We start from the raw sequence: 20,692 nt of genomic DNA, 5'->3' as shown, positions 1-20,692 counted from the left end.
GCTGCCATGAACATCGGACCGGCGCTCGCGGCGCTGCTCCCGTCGGTCGGCGTGGGGCTCATCTTCTGGCTGGTGATCCGTTCTCTCATGAACGCGGATCGCACGGAACGCGCGGCTCTGGCGCGGATGGATGCTGCAGAAGCGGCCGAGTCCGAGCGCACGAATGGCACGGAGAACGCTTCCTGAATCTCCCGATTCATCGCGTCGCCTTTGACGCGGGTCGGATATGGTGTCATCCTTTCGCGGAACGCAGTTCCTTGCCGCCATCGATGCACGGGGGCGTAGCGGCCACACAGCTCGGGAGGGCGACACAATGGCACAGAAGGTTCAGGTCCTGCTTGTCGACGACATTGACGGCGGCACCGCCGACGAGACGGTGACGTTCGGGCTCGACGGGGTCTCCTACGAGATCGACCTGACGACCGCGCACGCCGCCGAGCTCCGTGACGCGCTCGCCACCTGGGTCGGCCACGCCCGCAAGGTCGGCGGCCGGTCCTCCTCGGGCCGTGGCACCAGCGGCGCCGCGAGCCGTCCGCGCCGGTCCTCCGACGCCGGTGCCGTGCGCACCTGGGCGAAGGAGAACGGCTACGACGTCTCCGAGCGAGGCCGCATCTCGGCCGAGATCCGCGAGGCCTACGAGGCCGCGCAGGGCTGACGCCCCGCAGCACGCACGACGGCCCGGCACCCCTGGTGGGTGCCGGGCCGTCGCACGTCCGGCGCCGGGCCTACGGGCGGGTGGCCGTGAGGTCGCGGACGTCGGCGTAGCGTGCGCGGACGTCCGGCGTCGGGTCGGCCTCGTAGGTCGTCGACTCCGCGGCGGCGGTCCACATCGGGGGTTCGGCGCCGCCGCCGAGGACCCAGGCGGCCTGGCGTGCTGCGCCGTCCGCGACGTACTCGCCGGGGGTCGGGACGCCGACGGCGGTGCCGAGCACGGCGGGCGCGATCCGCCGGACCGCCTCGGACTGCGCGCCGCCGCCGATCAACCGCACTCGTTCGACCGGCACGCCCTGCGCGCGCAGCGCGTCGAGCCCGTCGGCCAGCGCGCACAGCATCCCCTCGACCGCGGCGCGGGCGAGGTGCGCCGGCGTCGTGTTCGCCAGCCGCATCCCGTGCAGGGCGCCGGTGGCGTCGGGCTTGTTGGGGGTCCGCTCGCCCTCGAGGTAGGGGACCAGCACGAGGCCGTCGGCGCCGGCGGGGGCGGACAGCGCGAGCGCGGACAGCCCGGCGTGGTCGACGCCCAGCATCCGGGCGGCGGCGTCCAGCACCCGGGAGGCGTTCAGGGTGCACGCGAGCGGCAGGTAGGCGCCGGTGGCGTCGGCGAACCCGGTGACCAGGCCCGACCCGTCGGCGGTCGGCGTGGCGGAGATCGCGGAGACGACGCCGGAGGTGCCGATGGAGATCGCGACGTCGCCGGCCACCATGCCGAGGCCCAGCGCGGCGGCGGCGTTGTCGCCGGCGCCGGGGCCGAGCCGCGTCCCGGCCGGGACCAGGCCGGTCTCGCCCGCGACCCCCGCGACCGAGCCGGGAGCCACGACGCGCGGCAGCACGATCCCGTCGGCGTCCCGTCCGAGGGCGAGCGCGAGCAGGTCGCGCCGGTAGTCCTCGGTGAACGGCGACCAGTAGCCGGTGCCGGAGGCGTCGGAACGGTCGGTGGTGAGCGCGGACAGGTCGCCGCCGGGGCCGTGGCCGGCCAGGCGCCAGGTCAGCCAGTCGTGCGGCAGGGCGACGGCGGCGACCCGGGCGGCCGCGTCGGGCTCGTGGTCGCGCAGCCAGCGCAGCTTCGTGACGGTGAGCGACGCGACGGGCACGGAGCCGATCGCGTCCGCCCACGCCTGCGGGCCGCCGAGCTCCGCGATCAGGTCGTCGGCGGACGGCGCGGACCGGGTGTCGTTCCAGAGCAGCGCGTCGCGGATGACCTCCCCGTCGGCGTCCAGCGCGACCAGGCCGTGCTGCTGGCCGCCGACGGCGACCGCGGACACGTCGTCCAGGCCGCCGGCGTCCCGCACCGCGGTCTGCAGCGCGTCCCACCAGTGCCGGGGGTCGATCTCGGTGCCGTCGGGGTGCGACGCGCGGCCGGAGCGGACCAGCGCCCCGGTCTCGGCGTCGCGCACGACGACCTTGCAGGACTGCGTGGAGGAGTCCACGCCGGCGACGAGGGCCATGAGGGTGCGTCCTTGCTCTGCTCAGGTGGGGGTGGATGCCGCGAGGTCGGGGGGTTCCACGTGGAACCCCCCGACCTCGCGGCGCGGTGCGGTCGGTCAGCGGGCGCCGAGCGCGTGCTCCAGCGCGAGCTGGTTCAGGCGGACGAAGCCGAAGCCGCGCTCCGCGACGCCGTCCACGTCGAAGTCCTCGAACGCCGACCGGTCGGCGAGCAGGTCGGCCAGCGTCTCGCCCTCGGCGATCGTCGGCTGCGCGAGCTCGAGGACGCCGGACGCCTCCAGGGCCTCCTGCACCTCGGGGTCGGCGCGGAACGCCTGCGCCCGCTCCTTCAGCAGCAGGTAGGTGGCCATGTTGGCGCGCGCGGACTCCCACACGCCGTCGAAGTCCTCGGTGCGCGAGGGCTTGTAGTCGAAGTGCCGGGGGCCGTCGTAGCGCGGGCCGCCGGCCGGGAAGCCGTTCTCGATCAGGTCGACGGTCGCGAACGCCGAGAACAGGTCGCCGTGGCCGAACACCAGGTCCTGGTCGTACTTGATGGACCGCTGGCCGTTCAGGTCGATGTGGAACAGCTTGCCCGCCCACAGCGCCTCGGCGATGCCCTGCGTGTAGTTGAGGCCGGCCATCTGCTCGTGGCCGGTCTCCGGGTTCAGGCCGACGATGTCGCCGTGCTCGAGCTTGGCGATCAGGCCGAGCGCGTGGCCGATGGTCGGCAGCAGGATGTCGCCGCGGGGCTCGTTCGGCTTCGGCTCGATCGCGATGCGCAGGCCGTAGCCCTTCTCCTTGATGTACGCCGCCACGGTGTCGATGCCCTCGGCGTACCGGTCGTGCGCGGCGTTGAGGTCCTTGGCGGAGTCGTACTCCGCGCCCTCGCGCCCGCCCCACATCACGAACGTGTCGGCGCCGAGCTCGGCGGCGAGGTCGACGTTCCGGATGACCTTGCGCAGGCCGTAGCGGCGCACGCGGCGGTCGTTCGACGTGAACGCGCCGTCCTTGAAGATCGGGTGGCTGAACGTGTTGGTGGTGACCATCTCGACGGTCACGCCGGTGTCGGCCAGCGCCTGCTTGAACCGGGCGAGGATGCGGTCGCGCTCGGCGGCGTCGGAGCCGAACGGCACCACGTCGTCGTCGTGGAACGTCACGTGCGCGGCGCCGAGCTCGGCGAGCTTGTGCACCGACTCCACCGGGTCGAGCCAGGGGCGGCTCGCGGAGCCGAACTGGTCCTGGGCGTTCCAGCCGACGGTCCAGAGACCGAAGGAGAACTTGTCGTCACGGGTCGGGGTGCGCACCATCGTCTACTCCTCGTCGAGGTTTGTCTTACGAGTGAACTTATCGGGGTGAGCGGCTAGGGTCAACCGTGTGACGCCGACCGGGAGCACCCCCGCCGCCGCACGTCGTCGCGCCCCGGCCCGGCAGGGCAGCCTCCGCGAGCACAACCTCGCGCTGGTCCTGCGGCACGTGCTGGACGCCGCGGCTCCGGCCGCCGCGGCGGCGTCCGGCGCCGAGGGGGAGGGCGGCCTCGCGACGAGCGCCCCCTCCCGTGCGGACGTCGCGACCGCCACCGGGCTGACTCGCGGCTCGGTGTCCGCGCTGGTCGACCTCCTGATCGGCGCCCGCCTGGTCGCCGAGCTGCCCCCGGTCGTCACGGCCCGCGCCGGCCGCCCCGCCGTGCCGCTGGTGCCCGCCGAGGGCACCGTCGCCGGTCTGGGCGCCGAGGTGAACGTCGACTACATCGGCGTGCGGGCGCTCGACCTCGCGGGGCGGGTGCTGGCCCACCGCACCACCGCGGGCGACTTCCGGCACAGCGACCCCGCGCGGGTGCTCGGCCTGCTCGCCGGCCTGGTCGGGGAGGTCCGCGCCGCGCTGCCCGCCGAGGCGCGCGTCGCCGGGATGTGCCTCGCGCTGCCCGGACTCGTGGACCGCGTCACGGGCCCGCTGCGGCTCGCGCCGAACCTCGGCTGGCGGGACGTGGACGTCGTCGCCCTGCTCGCCGCGCACCCGGAGGTCGACGGCCTGTCCGTCCGCCTCGCCAACGAGGCCAACCTCGCGGCCCGCGCCGAGGTGCGCGCCGGCGCGGCGGGGGACAGCTTCCTCTACGTCTCCGGCGAGGTCGGCATCGGTGCCGCCGTCGTGCTCGACGGCGAGGTGTTCGCCGGCCGGCACGGCTGGAGCGGCGAGCTCGGGCACACCGTCGTCGACCAGCAGGGCCCGCGGTGCACCTGCGGGGCGCGCGGCTGCCTCGAGCAGTACGCCGGCAAGGACGCGATGCTGCGCGCGGCCGGGCGCGACGTGGAGGAGCCCGTCGACACGCTGCTGGACGCCGCCGCCGCGGGGGACGAGCGCGCCGCCCGTGCCCTGCGCTCGGCCGGGGACGCCCTCGGGGTGGCGCTCGCGAACTTCGTCAACCTGGTCGACGTGGACCACGTGGTGCTCGGGGGCATCTACGCGCCGCTGGCGCCGTGGCTCACCGACGCGGTGGTCGCGCAGCTGCGGTCGCGCGTGCTCGCGGCCCCGTGGGCCGATGCCGGGGTGGGTGTCGCGTCCGGGGGACCGTACGCGGCGATGACGGGCGCGGCGGTGGTCGTGCTGCGCGCGGTCGCCGACGACCCCGCCGACTGGCTCGACCCCACCCCCTGACCCCGGACCCCCACCCGCCCCCCGCCCCGTCCCGCCCCGCCCCTCCGGCCGCGCGCCGAGACAGGGCCTCCGCGTCGAGACAGGGCGTCCGGAGGCCCTGTCTCGCCGGGACGGTCCTATCTCGGCGCCACGCACGCGCGGCCCGCACGCCCGCAGGCGCCGCGGGTGGAGGCCGTCGGTCGGGTTGCGTACAGTCCTCGCCGTGACGGAGCACCTGCGCGACCTGTGGATCGGGACGTACCCCTCGGCCGGCGCGGGCACCCCCGCCGGGCTCGGCGAGGGCATCTGGCGGGTCGGGCTCGACCCCGACACCGGCCGGCTCGGCGAGCCGGAGCTGGTCGTGGCCACCCCCGCGCCGTCGTTCCTGGCCGTCGACCGGCAGGCGGACCTGCTGCTCGCCGTGGGTGAGGACGCCGACGGCACCGTGTCCGCGTTCCGGACCGGCGCCTCGGGTGGCCGCCGCACGCTGGACCTGCTGGGCACCGTCGCCAGCGGTGGCGCGGACCCGTGCCACGTGCTGCTCGACCCGGCGTCGCCCGCGGCGTACGTCGCCAACTACTCGTCGGGCACCCTGGCGGTGCTCGACCGGACCGCGGACGGCCTCGCCCCCGGTGGTCCCGCGCAGGTCCTCGGGCACGCCGGATCCGGGCCGGTCGCCGACCGCCAGGAGGGCCCGCACGCGCACTCCGCGGCGCTGGCACCCGGCGGTGGGCACGTGCTGGTCTGCGACCTGGGCACCGACGAGATCCGCCGGTACCGCCGTGACCCGGAGACCGGGCACCTCACCGACGACGGCGTGGCGGCGACGCTGCGACCAGGCTCGGGACCGCGCCACCTGGTGTTCTCCGCGGACGGCCGGATCGCCTACGTGTCCTGCGAGCTGGACGTGACCGTCGCCGTGCTGGCGTGGGACGTCGCCCGCGCGACCGGCCGCGTCGTCCAGCACGTGCCCGCCGCCGAGGACGGCTCCGGCCCCGGGCGCCAGGCCCTGCCGTCGCACATCGACCGGGTGGGCGACCGGGTGCTGGTCGCCACGCGCGGCACCGACGTGCTCGCGACGTTCGCCGCCGGCCCCGACGGCACGCTCGCGCCCGCCGGTCAGACCGCGCTGCCCGGCGCGTGGCCGCGGCACTTCGCCGTCGTGGAGGGCTGGACCGTCGTCGCCGACCAGGTGGGCGACAGCCTGACGGTCCTGCGCGACGGCGCCGTGGTGCACACCGTGGCGCTGCCGGCCCCGGCCTGCGTCGTCGCGGCGTGAGCGCCGTGGACGCGTCCTCGGCGGCACCGGCCCCGCGCCGCCCCCTGCCTCCGATGCTGCCGGGCCCGCACCTGCGCCGGCTCGACGTCATCACGGTCGTCGCGACGTTCGGCGGCCTGCTGTTCGGGTACGACACGGGTGTCATCAACGGCGCGCTCGACCCGATGGTGGCCGACCTGGGGCTCACGCCCGCGACCGAGGGCCTGGTCACCAGCAGCCTGCTGGTCGGCGCCGCGATCGGCGCGCTGCTGGGCGGTCGGCTCGCGGACCGGCTCGGCCGGCGGCGGACGCTCGTGGCGCTCGCGGTGGTGTTCTTCCTCGGCGCGGTCGGCAGCGTGGTCGCGCCGTCGTTCGAGGTCATGGCCGTGGTGCGGTTCCTGCTCGGGGTGGCCGTCGGCGGGGCGTCCGTCACCGTGCCCGTCTACCTGGCGGAGCTGGCGCCCACCGAGCGCCGCGGTGCGATCACGGGACGCAACGAGATCGCGATCGTGGTCGGGCAGCTCGCGGCGTTCGTCATCAACGCGGTGATCGGCACCGTCTGGTCGGACCACCCCGGGGTGTGGCGGTACATGCTCGCCGTCCAGGCGGTGCCGGCGGTCGCGCTGTTCGTCGGGATGCTGCGGATGCCGGAGTCGCCGCGCTGGCTGCTGGCGCGCGGGCGCGACGACGAGGCGCTCGCGGTGCTGCGCCAGGTGCGCGACCCGGGCCGCGCCGCCGCCGAGCTGCTGGAGGTCCGCACGGCGGTCGAGGCCGAGCAGGCGGCGGGGGAGCGCGGGAACGGCGGCTGGGCCGAGCTGCGGCTGCCGTGGGTGCGCCGGCTCGTGCTGATCGGCGTGGGCGTGGCCGTGGTCAACCAGCTCGGCGGCATCAACGCGGTCATGTACTACGGCACCCAGCTGCTGCGGCAGTCCGGGTTCAGCGGCGACGTGGCCCTGGTCGCGAACGTGCTGAACGGCGTGTTCTCGGTGCTGGGCATGCTGATCGGCCTGCGCGTCATCAACCGGGTGACCCGGCGCGGGCTGCTGCTCGTCGGGCTCACCGGCATCATCGGGTCGCACCTGCTGATCGCGCTGAGCTCCGCGGCGCTGCCGGAGGGCACGGGCCGGTCGGTCGCGGTGACGGCGTTCCTGGTGCTGTTCGTGGGGTTCAACCAGTCGTCCGTCGGGCTGGCCTGCTGGGTGATCCTGGCCGAGCTGTTCCCGCTGCGGGTCCGGGGGTTCGCGATCGGGCTCAGCGTGTTCTGGAACTGGACGGCGAACGCGATCATCTCCGGGTTCTTCCCGAGCGTGGTCGCGGGGATCGGCGTCAACGGGACGTTCCTGCTGTTCGCGGGCGTGAACGTGCTGTCGTGGCTGTTCGTGCGGTTCGTGCTGCCGGAGACCCGCGACCGCTCGCTCGAGCAGCTCGAGGCGGACTTCCGGGCCGCCCGGGCCTGATCCGCCGCCCGTCCCGGCGTCCCGGGGGTCGGTCGTCCCGCGCGCGACCCCGTCCAGATGGTCGACAATGGGGAGCAGTCCACCCCCGTCCCGCAGGAGCCGTCGTGCCGTCCGACCCGCAGCGCATCGCCATGCTGTCGGTGCACACCTCCCCGCGGGACCAGCCGGGGACCGGCGACGCCGGGGGCATGAACGTCTACGTCGCCGAGCTGTCCCGGGCGCTGGCCCGCCGCGGTGCCGGCGTGGAGATCTTCACGCGCGCCACCTCCTCGACGCTCCCGGACACGGTCGAGCTCGACCCGGGCGACGACCGCGTGCTCGTGCACCACGTCCCCGCCGGTCCGTACGAGGGCCTGGACAAGAACGACCTGCCCGCCCAGCTGTGCGCCGTCACCGCGGGCGTCGTCCGGCACGCGGCCACCCGGCCGGCCGGCTGGTTCGACGTCGTGCACGCGCACTACTGGCTGTCCGGCCAGGTCGGCTGGCTCGCCGCCGAGCGCTGGGACGTCCCGCTGGTGCACACGATGCACACGATGGCGCGGGTCAAGAACGCCGCGCTGGCCCCCGGCGACAGCCCGGAGCCGCCCACGCGCGTGATCGGGGAGGAGCAGGTCGTCTCCGCGGCGGACGCGCTCGTCGCGAGCACCGCCGAGGAGGCCCAGGACCTGGTCGGGATGTACGGCGCGGACCCGGCCCGGGTGCACGTGGTGGCGCCGGGCGTGGACCTCAGCACCTTCCGGCCGTGGGCCGGGGACCGCGCGGCGCTGCGGCGCGACCTCGGCCTGCCGGTCGACCGCGACGTGGTGCTGTTCGCCGGCCGGGTGCAGCCGCTGAAGGCCCCCGACGTGCTGGTCTACGCCATCGGGGTGCTCCGGGCGACGGGCCGGCCGGTACCGCTGCTCGTCGTGCTCGGCGGCCCCAGCGGACGACCCGCGGCGCTGCGGGAGCTGCAGGCCCTCGCGGTCGCGCTGGGCGTCGAGCAGGACGTGCTGTTCCGGCCGCCGGCGTCGCGCACCGAGCTGGCCCGCTGGTTCGCCGCCGCGGACCTGGTGGCGATGCCGTCGCGGTCCGAGTCGTTCGGCCTGGTCGCCGTCGAGGCCCAGGCGGCCGGCACCCCCGTGGTCGCGTCCGCCGTGGGCGGTCTGCGGTCCGTGGTGCACGACGGGGTCTCGGGCCGACAGGTCCGCGGCCACGACCCCGCCGTGTGGGCGGACGTGCTGGCGAGCACCCTCGCGGACCCGGCGGTCCGGGGCCCGTGGCGCGCCGCGGCCCGCCGGGTCGCGGAGCAGTACGGCTGGGACGCGACCGCCGAGCAGGTGCTCAAGGTCTACGCCCTCGCCGCCGAGCGCCGCGCCCGCGGCTGACCCCGGTCAGGCCGGGACCGGCTCCAGCAGCAGCACCGGGATCACCCGGTCGGTCCGCGTCTGGTAGTCCGCGTAGTCGGGGTACGCCGCGACCGAGCGGTCCCACCAGAGGGCGCGCTCGTCCCCGGTGACCTCGCGGACCGTGTACTCGCCGCGCGCGGGTCCGTCCTGGAGCTCGACCTGCGGGTGCGCGAGCAGGTTGTGGTACCAGACGGGGTGCTTCGGGGCGCCGCCGAGGGACGCGACGACCGCGTAGACCCCGTCGTGCTCGACCCGCATCACGGGGATCTTGCGGACCTTGCCGGACTTCGCGCCCAGCATCGTGACGACGACGACGGGCATCCCGCGCATCGTGGTGCCGCGGGTCCCGCCGGAGCTCTCGATCAGCTCCACCTGCTCACGGGTCCGGGTGTCGGTGGACGGCTCGTACTCTCCGGTGATCGGCATACCAGCCCGAACGCGCCGCGGGCCGTCCGTTGTTCCGCGGGCCGAACGTCCCCCGACGTCCGCGCGCCGGGTGCGGCAGGATGGACCCCATGACCTACACCCTCGTTCTGCTCCGCCACGGCGAGAGCGAATGGAACGCCAAGAACCTGTTCACCGGCTGGGTCGACGTCGCGCTCTCCGAGAAGGGCGTCGCGGAGGCCAAGCGGGGCGGCACCCTGCTGACCGACGCCGACGTGCTCCCGGACGTCGTTCACACGTCGCTGCTGCGCCGCGCCATCACCACCGCGAACTACGCGCTGGACGCCGCGGACCGCCTGTGGATCCCGGTCAAGCGCTCGTGGCGCCTGAACGAGCGGCACTACGGCGCGCTCCAGGGCAAGGACAAGAAGCAGACGCTCAACGAGTACGGCGAGGAGCAGTTCATGCTCTGGCGCCGGTCCTACGACGTGCCGCCGCCGGACATCGAGCTCGGCTCGGAGTTCTCGCAGGACACGGACGCCCGCTACGCCGGCGAGCCCATCCCGCGCGCCGAGGCCCTCAAGCAGGTGCTCGACCGCGCGCTGCCCTACTGGGACGCCGAGATCGTGCCGGACCTCCAGGCCGGGAAGACGACCCTGGTCGCCGCCCACGGCAACTCGATCCGCGCGATCATCAAGTACCTCGACGACGTCGACGACGCCACGATCGCGGGCATCAACGTCCCGACCGGCATCCCGCTCGTCTACCACCTGGACGAGGAGACGCTGAAGCCCACGAACCCGGGCGGCACGTACCTCGACCCCGACGCCGCGGCCGAGGCCATCGCCGCGGTGGCGAACCAGGGTCGCTGACCTCCCGCTGCACCGCAGCACGACGCAGGGCCCGGACCGAGTCGGTCCGGGCCCTGCGTCGTGCCTCCCGCAGCGTGCGGGGGAGGAGCTGCGTCAGCGGGTGATGCCGCCGGGGCGCTCCTGCGAGAAGTCGCCGGTCACCAGGTACACGATCCGGCGCGCGACCGAGACGGCGTGGTCGCCGAACCGCTCGTAGTACCGGCCGAGCAGCGTCACGTCGACGGTCTGCTGGGGGGTGCCCGTCCAGCCCGGGCTCAGCAGCACGCGGAACGTGTCCTCGTGCAGCGAGTCGAGCAGGTCGTCGTCGCGCTCGATGCCCTCGGCCTCGGTGAGGTCGTGGGTGGTGAGCACCTGCGTGGTGCGCTGGGCCACGCGGCGGGCTGCGTCGTTCATCTCGGTGAACACGCCGGTCAGCGCCGGGTCGACGGCGGCACGGGGGTACCGGCCGCGGGCGACCTGGGCGACGTGCCGGGCGAGGTCGCCCATCCGCTCCAGGGTCGCGCTCATCCGCAGCGCCGACACCACGACACGCAGGTCGGTGGCGACGGGCTGCTGCTGGGCGAGCAGCAGGACGCAGCGCTCGTCGAGGTCCCGCTCGAGGGCGTCGATCGCCAGGTCGTCGGCGATGACGGACTCCGCCAGGGCGAGGTCCTGGTGCAGCAGCGCCTCGCCGGCGGCCGTGATCGCGTGCTCGACCCGGCGGCTCATCGCGACCAGGTCGTCCTGGAGCTGCTTGAGCTCGGCGTCGAAGATCTCCCGCATGACTTCCTCTCGTGGGCGCGCTCGCGTGTCGCGCATCATCGGTCCGGCGGCCCACGCTCGCACGCGGAGGTGAACGCCTGGGTGAACGGCACGCCGCGCCCCGGTGAACGGCGGTGAACATCTGCCGCCACCTCGCGGCCGGGACGCGTCCGGGGGCCGAGCACGTCGGATGCGACCGTACTCTGACGGCGTGGAGGGTCTCAACGGTCTGATCGTGCTGGCCGCCGGTGCGCTCGGTCTGGTGACCGGCATCGGCGCGACGCTGGCGTTCCGGTTCAGCGAGCGCGCGCAGCACCGGGTGCCGGAGCCGCCGGAGCGCGCGCTCGACGACGGCCTGGTCCGGGTGCTCGCGGTGCTGCGGTCCGCGGCCGTGGTCCTCGACGACGAGGACCGGGTGGTGCGGGCGAGCCCGCCGGCGTACGCGCTCGGCGTCGTGCGGGACGGCGCGGTCGAGCACGCCGCGGTCCGGGACCTCATCGCGGACGTCCGTCGCACCGGCGTGATCCGGGACGAGGAGCTCGAGCTGCCGCGCGGCCCGCTGGGCCCGGGCACGGTGATGCTGCAGGTGCGCGTCGCCCAGGTCGGCCCGGGGTTGCTGCTGGTCCTCGCGGAGGACCGGACGCAGGCCCGCCGGCTGGAGGCGATCCGCCGGGACTTCGTGGTGAACGTGTCGCACGAGCTGAAGACGCCGGTCGGGGCGCTGTCGCTGCTGGCCGAGACCGTGCAGGACGCCGCGGACGACCCCGAGGCCGTGCGCCGGTTCGCCGGCCGGATGATCAACGAGTCGCACCGGCTGTCCGCGCTGGTGCACGAGATCCTCGAGCTGTCCCGCCTGCAGGTCGCCGGTGCGCTGAAGGAGATCGTCGTCGTGGACGTCGACGCGGTCGTCGCGGAGTCCGTGGACCGCGCCGGCACCGGTGCGGCCGCGAAGCAGATGGCGTTCGACGTCGGCGGCGAGAGCGGCGCGCGGGTGTTCGGCGACCAGACGATGCTGGTCCAGGCGGTGCGCAACCTGCTGGACAACGCGGTCGCGTACTCCCCGGAGGGCACCCACGTCGGCGTCGGCGTCCGGGTCCGCGACGGCCTGGTCGAGATCGCGGTCGTCGACCAGGGCGTCGGCATCTCCGCCGAGGAGCAGGACCGGGTGTTCGAGCGGTTCTACCGCGTCGACCCGGCCCGCAGCCGCGACACCGGCGGCACCGGCCTGGGCCTGTCGATCGTCAAGCACGTCGCGGCCGACCACGGCGGCGACGTGCAGGTCTGGTCGCAGCCGGGCCGCGGCTCCACGTTCACCCTGCGGCTGCCGGTCGCGACGGGCCCCGTGCCCGGCGCGGTGCCGGAGCCGGCGGCGCTGCCCGCGCCCGTCCCCCCGTCCGCCGGCGCCGTGCGCGCGCCGGGCACCGTCGACACCGCCCCGGAGGCCTGACCCCGTGACCCGCATCCTGCTCGTCGAGGACGAGGAGTCGTACCGCGACCCCCTGGCCTACCTGCTCGGCCGCGAGGGCTTCGAGGTCACGACCGCCGCCACCGGCCCGGACGCGCTGGTGGCGTTCGAGGAGCACGGCGCCGACCTCGTGCTGCTCGACCTCATGCTGCCGGGGCTGTCCGGGACCGAGGTGTGCCGCCGGATCCGCCAGCGCAGCGACGTGCCGGTCATCATGCTGACCGCGAAGGACGGCGAGATCGACAAGGTCGTCGGACTGGAGCTCGGCGCGGACGACTACGTGACCAAGCCGTACTCGTCGCGGGAGCTGCTGGCGCGGGTGCGCGCGGTGCTCCGGCGCCGGCAGCCCGCGGCCGCGGGCGGCGACGGCGCCGACGACGAGCCGGACGACGGCGTGCTCGTCGCGGGCCCGGTGCGGATGGACGTCGAGCGGCACACCGTGACCGTCGGCGACCAGCCGGTGGCGTTCCCGCTCAAGGAGTTCGAGCTGCTGGAGCTGCTGCTGCGCAACGCCGGCCGGGTGCTGACCCGCGGCCAGCTGATCGACCGGGTGTGGGGGACCGACTACGTCGGCGACACCAAGACCCTCGACGTCCACGTGAAGCGGGTCCGCGCGAAGATCGAGCCCGACCCGGGCACCCCGACGCTCCTGGTCACCGTGCGGGGCCTCGGCTACAAGCTGCTCGACGACGACCCGTCCTGAGCCCCGCGGTGCCGCGGCGCGCGCTGCGCAGGATTGGCCGGTCGTTCACCTCCGGTTCACCCGTGCAGGGCAGGCTCGTCACCTGCGCTCCCTAGCGTCGGCGTCACCGGCGCGCACAGACGGGTGCGCGCTGCGCCACGACAGGACGGAAACACTGTGAAGCTCAACCGCGGTCGTACGGGTGCTCTCGCCCTCGCAGGCGTCGTCGCCCTCTCCCTCACGGCATGTGGTTCGGACAACCCGACCGGCGCGACGACGGAGACCTCCGGTGGCGACACCGCCGCGAGCTCGCTGTCCGGCGAGCTGGTCGGCGCCGGTGCGTCGTCGCAGGAGTCCGCGATGGAGGCCTGGCGCGCCGGGTTCCAGAGCGCGAACCCCGACGTCACGGTCTCGTACGACCCGGTCGGCTCCGGTGGCGGCCGCACCTCGTTCCTCGAGGGCTCCACGGCGTTCGCCGGCTCGGACTCGGCCCTGGACGAGGAGGAGCTGGTCACCGCCCAGGAGCGCTGCTACGGCACCTCCGCGGTGGACCTGCCGGTCTACGTCTCCCCGATCGCGGTCGTGTTCAACCTCGACGGCGTCGACAGCCTGAACATGTCGGCCGCCACGATCGCGGGCGTCTTCAACAACACGATCACCACGTGGAACGACCCGGCGATCGTCGCGGAGAACCCCGACGCGACCCTGCCGGACCTGGCGATCACCCCCGTGCACCGCCTCGACGAGTCGGGCACCACCAAGAACTTCACCGACTACCTGTCCAAGGCGTCGGGCGGCGTGTGGACCGAGGAGCCCTCGGGCGACTGGGCCCTCGAGGGCGGCGAGTCCGGCCAGGGCACGTCCGGCCTGGTGCAGACCGTCCAGTCCGGCCAGGGGACCATCGGCTACGCCGACTTCTCCAAGGCCGGCGACCTGGGCGTCGCGTCGATCAAGGTCGGCGAGGAGTGGGTGGCCCCGTCCGAGGAGGGCGCCGCGACCGCGCTCGACGTCTCCCCGCGCGACGACTCCCGCGCCGAGGGCGACATCGTGATCAAGCTCGACCGCGAGACCACCGAGGCCGGCGCCTACCCGATGGTCCTCGTGTCCTACCTCGTCGCCTGCCAGGCGTACGAGACGCAGGAGGAGGTCGACCTGATCCAGGCGTTCCTCACCTACGTCGCGTCCGCCGAGGGCCAGTCGGCGTCCGAGACCGCCGCGGGCTCCGCGCCGATCTCCGACGCGCTGCGCACCGACGTCCAGGCGTCGATCGACGCGATCACCGTCGCGTCCTGACCCACCGGGCGGGGACGGCGGCCGCGACCCGGCCGCCGCACCCGCCCGGGCCACGGCCGGTCCGCCCTCGGGCGGGCCGGCCCTCGGCGCGAAGAACGCCCTCTCTCCTCCCCCTCCCCCTGGAGACAGCGTGACCAGCACTCAGCCCCGCCCCGCGGGGTCCCTCGACCCGGCGGCGCCCCCCGGCGCGACCGCGAAGCGCCTGCGCTCCGGCCACGGCGACCGCGGTGGCAGCCGCGTGTTCCGCTGGGTCTCGACCGCCGCGGGCGTGCTGATCCTCGTGATCCTCGCCGCGGTCGCGATCTTCCTGGTGCAGCGCGCGTGGCCGGCGCTCACCGCGGACGCGGCGGTGCTGTCGGACAAGATCAGCTGGTTCCCGGACGACACGAGCCTGCTCGGGTTCATCGGGCCGCTGGTGTTCGGCACGCTGCTCGCCGCCGCGGTGTCGCTGCTGATCGCGACACCGATCGCCATCGGGATCGCGCTGTTCATCTCGCACTACGCGCCCCGGCGCCTCGCGAGCGCGCTCGGCTACGTGGTCGACCTGCTCGCCGCGATCCCGTCGGTGGTCTACGGCCTGTGGGGCGGCCTGGTGCTCAGCCCGGTCGTGCAGCCGCTGTGGGAGGTGCTGGGTCGCTGGTTCGGCTGGATCCCGTTCTTCAGCGGCACCGTGTCGCCCACGGGTCGCGTGATGATGACCGTCGCCGTGGTGCTCGCCGTCATGATCCTGCCGATCATCACCGCCATCTGCCGCGAGGTGTTCCTCCAGACGCCCCGCCTGCACGAGGAGGCCGCCCTGGCCCTCGGCGCCACGCAGTGGGAGGTCGTGCGGATGGCCGTGCTGCCGTTCGCCCGGTCCGGGATCGTGTCCGCCGCGATGCTCGGCCTCGGCCGCGCGCTCGGCGAGACGATGGCCGTGCTGATGATCCTGTCGCCCGGGTTCCTCTACTCGTTCCAGCTCCTCGCCGCCGGCCAGCAGCAGACGATCGCCGCCAACATCGCGGCGCAGTTCCCGGAGGCGAACCAGACCGGCGTCGCCACGCTGATCGCCACCGGCCTCGCGCTGTTCGTCATCACCCTGGCCGTGAACATGGCCGCCCGCGCGATCGTCGCGCGGCGCAAGGACTTCTCGGGGGCCAACTGACATGACGACGACGACCCCCGCCCCGCAGTCCTCGGAGACCGGCTCCGCGTCCCTGCGCGAGCTGCTGCAGACCACCGACACCCGGCGCCGTCGCACCGACGTCACGATGCGGGTGCTCATCACCGCGGCGTTCGTGCTCGCGATGCTGCCGCTGCTGTCCCTCACGTACACCGTCGTGTCCAAGGGCATCGGCCGGCTCGACGGCTACTTCCTGCTCAACTCGATGCGCGGCGTCTTCGGCGGGATGGACGCCGGCGGCATCTACCACGCGATCGTCGGCACGCTGGAGATCACGCTGTTCGCGGCGCTGATCTCGGTGCCGATCGGCCTGCTCGCCGCGATCTACCTGGTCGAGTACGGCGGCGGCAAGACGCTCGCCAAGGTCATCACGTTCCTCGTGGACGTCATGACCGGCATCCCGTCGATCGTCGCGGGCCTGTTCGCCTACGCCCTGTTCGCGCTGCTGCTCGGCCCGGGTGCGAAGTTCGGCATGATCGGCTCGGTCGCGCTGTCCGTGCTGATGATCCCGGTGGTGATCCGGTCCAGCGAGGAGATGCTGCGGCTCGTCCCGAACGAGCTCCGCGAGGCGTCGCTCGCGCTCGGCGTGCCGCGCTGGCTGACCATCATCAAGGTCGTGCTGCGCACCTCGGTCGCCGGCCTGACCACCGGCGTGATGCTCGCGATCGCCCGCGTCATCGGCGAGACGGCCCCGCTGCTGCTCACCGTCGGCGTGGTCGACTCGATCAACTTCAACCTGTTCGAGGGCCGGATGATGACCCTGCCGGTCTACGTGTACCGGCAGTACTCTCAGGGTCTGGTCCCGTGCTCCCCGGGCGACGCCGCCTGCATCCCGGACATCAACTTCCAGCGTGCCTGGGCCGCCGCGCTCACGCTGTTCCTCATCGTGATGCTGCTGAACCTCGTCGGCCGCCTCGTCACCCGGTTCTTCGCCCCGAAGATCCGCTGACGGCGCCACCCCCCTTCCCCCTCCCCGACAGACCTCCCAAGGAGACCGAGATGGCTCAGCGCATCGACGTCAAGGACCTCAACATCTTCTACGGCAGCTTCCGCGCCGTCGCCGACGTGAACATGGCCATCGAGCCCCGCTCGGTGACCGCGTTCATCGGCCCGTCCGGCTGCGGCAAGTCGACCTTCCTGCGCACCCTCAACCGCATGCACGAGGTCATCCCCGGCGCGCGCGTCGAGGGCACCGTCGCGGTCGAGGGCGTGGACCTGTACGGCTCGGACATCGACCCGGTCGCCGTCCGGCGCCAGGTCGGCATGGTGTTCCAGCGGCCCAACCCGTTCCCGACGATGTCGATCGCGGAGAACGTCCTGGCGGGCATCCGGCTGAACAACCGGAAGATCTCCAAGAGCGACGCGAACGACCTCGTCGAGCAGTCGCTGCAGGGCGCGAACCTCTGGAACGAGGTCAAGGACCGCCTCGACCGCCCCGGCTCCGGCCTGTCCGGCGGCCAGCAGCAGCGGCTGTGCATCGCCCGCGCCATCGCCGTGAAGCCGCAGGTGCTGCTCATGGACGAGCCGTGCTCCGCGCTCGACCCGATCTCGACGCTCGCCATCGAGGACCTGATCGCCGAGCTCAAGTCGCAGTACACGATCGTGATCGTCACCCACAACATGCAGCAGGCGGCGCGCGTCTCCGAGAAGACGGCGTTCTTCAACATCGCCGGCACCGGCCAGCCCGGCCGGCTGATCGAGATCGACGACACCGCCACGATGTTCTCGTCGCCCAAGGAGCAGGCGACCGAGGACTACATCTCCGGCCGCTTCGGCTGAGCCGCGGGGGGTCCGCCGGGGCGACGTGACGGGAGGGGATCGTCGCCCCGCGGGGGCCGGTACGACGCAGGCCCTGCCCGGGCGACCGGGCGGGGCCTGCGGTGCGTCCGGGGCCACCTAGTCGGCCGGGGCCGGCGGACCTGAGTGGTGCCTGAGTGGTGCGGCGGGCCGTCTAGCGTGGCGGCGCGCCGGCGTCGCGGGACTGGAGGGTACCGCCGCCGACCGGCCGGGACGCAGCAGGCCCCGTCCGGGGTGACCTGGACGGGGCCTGCTGCCGACCCGCGGGACGCGGTGCTGACGGGGGCTACGGGGCGGTGGTCGGCTCGGCGGTCGTGGCCTCGGTCGGCGCGGGCTCCTCGGTCGCCTGCGTCGTGATTTCGGGCTCGGGCTCCGGCGTCGGGACCAGGTCCGTGTACTCCGGGAGCGTCCCGTCGAGCACCGGCACCTGCACCGTCTGGGTGCCGCCGGCGCCGGTCGCGATCGTGACCTCGGTCGTGGCGCCGGGGGCGTCGGGCGTCTCCAGGACGACGTCCTCGCCGTCCTGCCCGCCGAGCAGCACCGTCTCGCCCGCCGCGACCCGCACGCGCTCGGTGGACCCGGTGGTGGACACCTCGACGGTCAGGGCGTCGTCGCCGCGGTTGGTGAAGGCACCCTGCAGGGCGGCGGGGCCGTCGGCCGCCTCGGCGACGAGCAGCAGGTTCTCCGCGGTGAGGTCGCCGAGGGTCGCGCGGACGCCGTCGGACGCGGCGTACGGCTTCTCGGTGGTGATCTGGTTCGTCACGGAGCAGCCGGACAGCACGGCCGCCAGGACGGCGGCGCCGATGACGACGGGGCGGGCGGACGAGCGGCTGCGGGCCACGGTGACTCCTCGGTGCGAGCGGGGGCTGGCGCGTCGGTGCGCGCAGGGGTCGGGCGCACGCGCGCGGCGTGCTGCGCCGAGCCTACGTGGGGCGGGGCGCGGTGCGCACGAGCGTCCCGCCGAGGGCGACGAACCCGCTGGTCAGGCGCGCGCCACGGGGGTGCCGGAGGTCGCACGGGGGCCTGGTCGCAGACTAGCCACGCCGGGCCCGTCCAGCACCTCCGCCGCTCGGCGTGTCGGATCGCTGACGCGGCACGCAACGCGCTGACCTGCGCAAACGCTGGAGATCTCCACCAAGTCCCCCCGAGTCCGCGTGGTAGACTGGCCGTCCGCGAAAGGGGACACCTGCAGATGACTTTCACTGTTGGGGAGACGGTTGTCTACCCGCACCACGGTGCAGCGTTGATCGAGGAGATCAAGACCAGGACCATCCGCGGCGAGGACAAGATCTACCTCAAGCTGAAGGTCGCCCAGGGTGACCTGACCATCGAGGTGCCGGCGGAGAACGTCGACCTCGTGGGTGTGCGTGACGTCGTGGGCCAGGAGGGCCTGGAGCGCGTGTTCGACGTGCTGCGCGCCCCGTACACGGAGGAGCCGACCAACTGGTCGCGCCGCTACAAGGCCAACCTCGAGAAGCTCGCCTCCGGCGACGTGATCAAGGTCGCCGAGGTCGTGCGCGACCTCTCCCGCCGGGACGCCGACCGCGGCCTGTCGGCCGGGGAGAAGCGCATGCTCGCCAAGGCTCGTCAGATCCTCGTCTCGGAGCTCGCGCTCGCCGAGCACACCGAGGAGGAGAAGGCCGAGGCCATCCTCGACGAGGTGCTCGCGTCCTGACACCGGACGCCTGACCTCACCGAAGCCCCGCACCCCGACCCGCGTGCCCACCGCCGCCGTCCTCACCGCCGCCGGCAGCGGCACGCGGCTCGGGCTGCCCGGGCCGAAGGCCCTCGTCGAGCTCGCCGGGGTGCCGCTGGTCGTCCACGCCGCCCGACGCCTCGCTGCGTCGGGCGTCGTGCTGTCCGTGGTCGTCACCGTCCCGCCCGGGCGCGGCGGCGGGTTCCGCGCGCTCCTCGGCGGCCCGGTCCGCCCCGGGATCGGGATCCCGGTGACCGTCGTCGAGGGCGGCGGCTCCCGCCAGGCGTCCGTCGCGGCCGGCCTCGCGGCGCTGGCGGACGACGTCGACGTCGTCCTCGTGCACGACGCCGCCCGCGCCCTCGCCAGCCCCGCGCTGATCCGGTCCGTCGAGGCGGCGGTCCGCGCCGGGCACCGCGCCGTCGTCCCGGGGCTGCCGGTCGCCGACACCATCAAGCAGGTCGGCGAGCCCGTCGACGGGGCCGCACCCGTCGTCGCCACCGTCCCGCGCGCCACGATGCGCGCCGTGCAGACCCCGCAGGGCTTCGACCGCGCGCTCCTCGACGCCGCGCACGCCGCCGGTGCGCACCGCGCCGCCGACGAGACCACCGCGGCCACCGACGACGCCGCGCTGGTCGAGGCGCTCGGCGAGCAGGTCTGGGTCGTCCCCGGCGAGGAGTCCGCCATGAAGATCACCACCACCCGGGACCTCGCGGTCGCCGAGCTGCTGGCCCGCACCGACGGCGCGGCGGTGCGGTCGTGAGCGGCGGCGGCCTCCCGCGCGTGGGCACCGGCGTGGACGTGCACGCCTACGACCCCGACCCCGCGCCCGACGCCGTGCTGCACCTCGCGGGCCTCGCCTGGCCGGGGGAGCGGCCCCTCGCCGGGCACTCCGACGCCGACGTCGCCGCCCACGCCGCCGCCGACGCGCTGCTCGCCGCCGCGGGGATCGGGGACCTCGGGTCGCAGTTCGGCACCTCGCGCCCCGAGTGGGCCGGGGCGGCCGGGGTCGTGCTCCTCGCCGAGGCCGCCCGCCTGGTGCGCGCGGCGGGGTTCACGATCGGGAACGTCGCGATCCAGGTGATCGGCAACCGCCCGAAGATCGGTCCCCGCCGCGCCGAGGCCGAGGCCGCGCTGTCCGCCGCGGCCGGCGCCCCGGTGTCCGTCTCCGCCACGACCACCGACGGCCTCGGCCTCACCGGCCGCGGCGAGGGCGTCGCCGCCGTCGCGACGGCCCTGGTCGCCCCACCCGCCTGAGCCCCCGGCCCTCCCGCCCGCGCGCCCGCGCGCCACGCGCCACGAGAGGTCACGACACGCGGGTGCGGTGCCTCGGTGGTCAGCGTGTCGTGACCTCTCGCCGCCCGCGCCGGGCTCAGCGCCGGGTCGCCGGGCGGGTGCGTCGGCGAGATGGCAGTGCGCGCCTGCGCGGGGCGCAGGGTGCAGAGGCGCGGAGTGTCATCTCGGCGCCGGGGTGGCCGCGCGGACTCCTCTCACGCCGCCCCTGCCCCCGCGCCCCCGCACCCGCACCCCCGCACCCGCCCGCGCACCCGCACCCCCGCACCCGCCCGCGCGCCGCACGAGTGGTCACGACACGCGGGCGGGCTGCCTCGGTGGTCAGCGTGTCGTGACCTCTCGCCACCCGCGCCGGGCTCAGCGCCGGGTCGCCGGGCGGGTGCGTCGGCGAGATGGCAGTGCGCGCCTGCGCGGGGCGCAGGGTGCAGAGGCGCGGAGTG

At 74.6% G+C, this 20,692-nt stretch carries 21 protein-coding genes; 16 read left to right on the top strand and 5 right to left on the bottom strand.

Going from position 1 to position 20,692, the window contains the following annotated elements; translation table 11 throughout:
* Nucleotides 1-6: 6 nt before the first annotated feature.
* Together ACFVXN_RS13260 and ACFVXN_RS13255 are read left to right on the top strand one after the other, a co-directional pair.
* Complete coding sequence (locus ACFVXN_RS13260) at nt 7-186, top strand: hypothetical protein (RefSeq protein WP_389233035.1); 180 nt, start codon at nt 7-9, stop codon at nt 184-186.
* A gap of 127 nt (nt 187-313) precedes the next feature.
* Nucleotides 314-655, top strand: a complete 342-nt coding sequence (locus ACFVXN_RS13255) for an Lsr2 family protein (protein WP_389233032.1) — start codon at nt 314-316, stop codon at nt 653-655.
* Nucleotides 656-725: 70 nt separating this feature from the next.
* Here ACFVXN_RS13255 and xylB read toward each other — a convergent pair whose 3' ends face one another.
* Both xylB and xylA read right to left on the bottom strand, forming a co-directional pair.
* Nucleotides 726-2,162 (bottom strand): xylulokinase, encoded by a 1,437-nt coding sequence (xylB, locus tag ACFVXN_RS13250; protein WP_389233029.1) that lies wholly within the window; start codon nt 2,160-2,162, stop codon nt 726-728.
* Between the two features lie 96 nt (nt 2,163-2,258).
* Nucleotides 2,259-3,446: a xylose isomerase gene (gene xylA, locus ACFVXN_RS13245; RefSeq protein ID WP_389233026.1), complete on the bottom strand. Its 1,188-nt coding sequence runs from the start codon at nt 3,444-3,446 to the stop codon at nt 2,259-2,261.
* A gap of 67 nt (nt 3,447-3,513) precedes the next feature.
* Here xylA and ACFVXN_RS13240 point away from each other — a divergent pair, with 67 nt between their 5' ends.
* The 4 genes from ACFVXN_RS13240 (at nt 3,514) to mshA (ending at nt 8,849) form a co-directional block, all read left to right on the top strand.
* The gene (locus ACFVXN_RS13240) at nt 3,514-4,791 is read left to right on the top strand and encodes an ROK family protein (protein ID WP_389233023.1); all 1,278 of its coding nucleotides are present in this window, start codon (nt 3,514-3,516) and stop codon (nt 4,789-4,791) included.
* Nucleotides 4,792-4,993: 202 nt separating this feature from the next.
* Complete coding sequence (locus tag ACFVXN_RS13235) at nt 4,994-6,049, top strand: lactonase family protein (protein ID WP_389233020.1); 1,056 nt, start codon at nt 4,994-4,996, stop codon at nt 6,047-6,049.
* Nucleotides 6,046-7,485, top strand: coding sequence for a sugar porter family MFS transporter (locus ACFVXN_RS13230; RefSeq protein WP_389233017.1), 1,440 nt, complete (start codon nt 6,046-6,048; stop codon nt 7,483-7,485). Before ACFVXN_RS13235 ends, ACFVXN_RS13230 begins: the two co-directional genes overlap by 4 nt.
* A gap of 131 nt (nt 7,486-7,616) precedes the next feature.
* Nucleotides 7,617-8,849 carry a D-inositol-3-phosphate glycosyltransferase gene (mshA, locus tag ACFVXN_RS13225; protein WP_389234042.1) on the top strand — a complete coding sequence of 411 codons (1,233 nt, stop codon included), beginning with the start codon at nt 7,617-7,619 and terminating at the stop codon, nt 8,847-8,849.
* A gap of 6 nt (nt 8,850-8,855) precedes the next feature.
* Here mshA and ACFVXN_RS13220 read toward each other — a convergent pair whose 3' ends face one another.
* The gene (locus ACFVXN_RS13220; protein ID WP_389233014.1) at nt 8,856-9,296 is read right to left on the bottom strand and encodes a nitroreductase family deazaflavin-dependent oxidoreductase; all 441 of its coding nucleotides are present in this window, start codon (nt 9,294-9,296) and stop codon (nt 8,856-8,858) included.
* 89 nt (nt 9,297-9,385) lie between these two features.
* Between ACFVXN_RS13220 and ACFVXN_RS13215 the strand changes: the two genes are divergently transcribed.
* Nucleotides 9,386-10,126, top strand: a complete 741-nt coding sequence (locus ACFVXN_RS13215) for a phosphoglyceromutase (protein WP_389233011.1) — start codon at nt 9,386-9,388, stop codon at nt 10,124-10,126.
* A gap of 93 nt (nt 10,127-10,219) precedes the next feature.
* Here ACFVXN_RS13215 and phoU read toward each other — a convergent pair whose 3' ends face one another.
* Complete coding sequence (phoU, locus tag ACFVXN_RS13210; RefSeq protein ID WP_389233008.1) at nt 10,220-10,888, bottom strand: phosphate signaling complex protein PhoU; 669 nt, start codon at nt 10,886-10,888, stop codon at nt 10,220-10,222.
* A gap of 190 nt (nt 10,889-11,078) precedes the next feature.
* Between phoU and ACFVXN_RS13205 the strand changes: the two genes are divergently transcribed.
* The 6 genes from ACFVXN_RS13205 to pstB all read left to right on the top strand — a co-directional run bounded on the left by ACFVXN_RS13205 (nt 11,079) and on the right by pstB (nt 17,248).
* The gene (locus ACFVXN_RS13205; RefSeq protein ID WP_389233004.1) at nt 11,079-12,314 is read left to right on the top strand and encodes a sensor histidine kinase; all 1,236 of its coding nucleotides are present in this window, start codon (nt 11,079-11,081) and stop codon (nt 12,312-12,314) included.
* Nucleotides 12,315-12,318: 4 nt separating this feature from the next.
* Nucleotides 12,319-13,035: a response regulator gene (locus ACFVXN_RS13200; protein WP_389233001.1), complete on the top strand. Its 717-nt coding sequence runs from the start codon at nt 12,319-12,321 to the stop codon at nt 13,033-13,035.
* A 156-nt stretch (nt 13,036-13,191) separates the two neighbouring features.
* A complete protein-coding gene (locus tag ACFVXN_RS13195) occupies nt 13,192-14,307 on the top strand; it encodes a phosphate ABC transporter substrate-binding protein PstS (protein WP_389232998.1) in 1,116 nt (371 codons plus the stop codon).
* Nucleotides 14,308-14,437: 130 nt separating this feature from the next.
* Complete coding sequence (gene pstC, locus ACFVXN_RS13190; RefSeq protein WP_389232995.1) at nt 14,438-15,451, top strand: phosphate ABC transporter permease subunit PstC; 1,014 nt, start codon at nt 14,438-14,440, stop codon at nt 15,449-15,451.
* A 1-nt stretch (nt 15,452) separates the two neighbouring features.
* On the top strand, nt 15,453-16,418 hold the full coding sequence (gene pstA, locus ACFVXN_RS13185) for a phosphate ABC transporter permease PstA (protein ID WP_389232992.1): 966 nt from the start codon (nt 15,453-15,455) through the stop codon (nt 16,416-16,418).
* A 50-nt stretch (nt 16,419-16,468) separates the two neighbouring features.
* Nucleotides 16,469-17,248 (top strand): phosphate ABC transporter ATP-binding protein PstB, encoded by a 780-nt coding sequence (gene pstB / locus ACFVXN_RS13180; protein ID WP_389232989.1) that lies wholly within the window; start codon nt 16,469-16,471, stop codon nt 17,246-17,248.
* A gap of 304 nt (nt 17,249-17,552) precedes the next feature.
* On the opposite strand, the gene ACFVXN_RS13175 is transcribed toward pstB, so the two are convergent.
* Nucleotides 17,553-18,107 carry a hypothetical protein gene (locus ACFVXN_RS13175; RefSeq protein WP_389232986.1) on the bottom strand — a complete coding sequence of 185 codons (555 nt, stop codon included), beginning with the start codon at nt 18,105-18,107 and terminating at the stop codon, nt 17,553-17,555.
* 351 nt (nt 18,108-18,458) lie between these two features.
* Between ACFVXN_RS13175 and ACFVXN_RS13170 the strand changes: the two genes are divergently transcribed.
* From ACFVXN_RS13170 to ispF, 3 genes are read left to right on the top strand one after another with little or no spacing between them, the layout of a single operon-like run.
* Nucleotides 18,459-18,941: a CarD family transcriptional regulator gene (locus ACFVXN_RS13170; RefSeq protein ID WP_122148867.1), complete on the top strand. Its 483-nt coding sequence runs from the start codon at nt 18,459-18,461 to the stop codon at nt 18,939-18,941.
* Nucleotides 18,942-18,984: 43 nt separating this feature from the next.
* Nucleotides 18,985-19,722 (top strand): 2-C-methyl-D-erythritol 4-phosphate cytidylyltransferase, encoded by a 738-nt coding sequence (gene ispD / locus ACFVXN_RS13165; RefSeq protein WP_389232983.1) that lies wholly within the window; start codon nt 18,985-18,987, stop codon nt 19,720-19,722.
* A complete protein-coding gene (gene ispF / locus ACFVXN_RS13160) occupies nt 19,719-20,216 on the top strand; it encodes a 2-C-methyl-D-erythritol 2,4-cyclodiphosphate synthase (RefSeq protein ID WP_389232980.1) in 498 nt (165 codons plus the stop codon). Before ispD ends, ispF begins: the two co-directional genes overlap by 4 nt.
* The last annotated feature ends 476 nt before the right edge of the window (nt 20,217-20,692 follow it).

It is taken from the genome of Cellulomonas sp. NPDC058312 (assembly GCF_042880135.1).
Taxonomy (GTDB): Bacteria; Actinomycetota; Actinomycetes; order Actinomycetales; family Cellulomonadaceae; genus Cellulomonas.
This window is presented reverse-complemented; position numbering and strand designations above follow the sequence as displayed.

Coding starts and splice junctions, on each gene's coding strand:
- ACFVXN_RS13260 (WP_389233035.1), top strand. CDS start 7: ATGAACATCGGACCGGCGCTCGCGGCGCTGCTCCCGTCGGTCGGCGTG.
- ACFVXN_RS13255 (WP_389233032.1), top strand. CDS start 314: ATGGCACAGAAGGTTCAGGTCCTGCTTGTCGACGACATTGACGGCGGC.
- xylB (WP_389233029.1), bottom strand. CDS start 2,162: ATGGCCCTCGTCGCCGGCGTGGACTCCTCCACGCAGTCCTGCAAGGTC.
- xylA (WP_389233026.1), bottom strand. CDS start 3,446: ATGGTGCGCACCCCGACCCGTGACGACAAGTTCTCCTTCGGTCTCTGG.
- mshA (WP_389234042.1), top strand. CDS start 7,617: ATGCTGTCGGTGCACACCTCCCCGCGGGACCAGCCGGGGACCGGCGAC.
- ACFVXN_RS13220 (WP_389233014.1), bottom strand. CDS start 9,296: ATGCCGATCACCGGAGAGTACGAGCCGTCCACCGACACCCGGACCCGT.
- ACFVXN_RS13215 (WP_389233011.1), top strand. CDS start 9,386: ATGACCTACACCCTCGTTCTGCTCCGCCACGGCGAGAGCGAATGGAAC.
- phoU (WP_389233008.1), bottom strand. CDS start 10,888: ATGCGGGAGATCTTCGACGCCGAGCTCAAGCAGCTCCAGGACGACCTG.
- pstA (WP_389232992.1), top strand. CDS start 15,453: ATGACGACGACGACCCCCGCCCCGCAGTCCTCGGAGACCGGCTCCGCG.
- pstB (WP_389232989.1), top strand. CDS start 16,469: ATGGCTCAGCGCATCGACGTCAAGGACCTCAACATCTTCTACGGCAGC.
- ACFVXN_RS13170 (WP_122148867.1), top strand. CDS start 18,459: ATGACTTTCACTGTTGGGGAGACGGTTGTCTACCCGCACCACGGTGCA.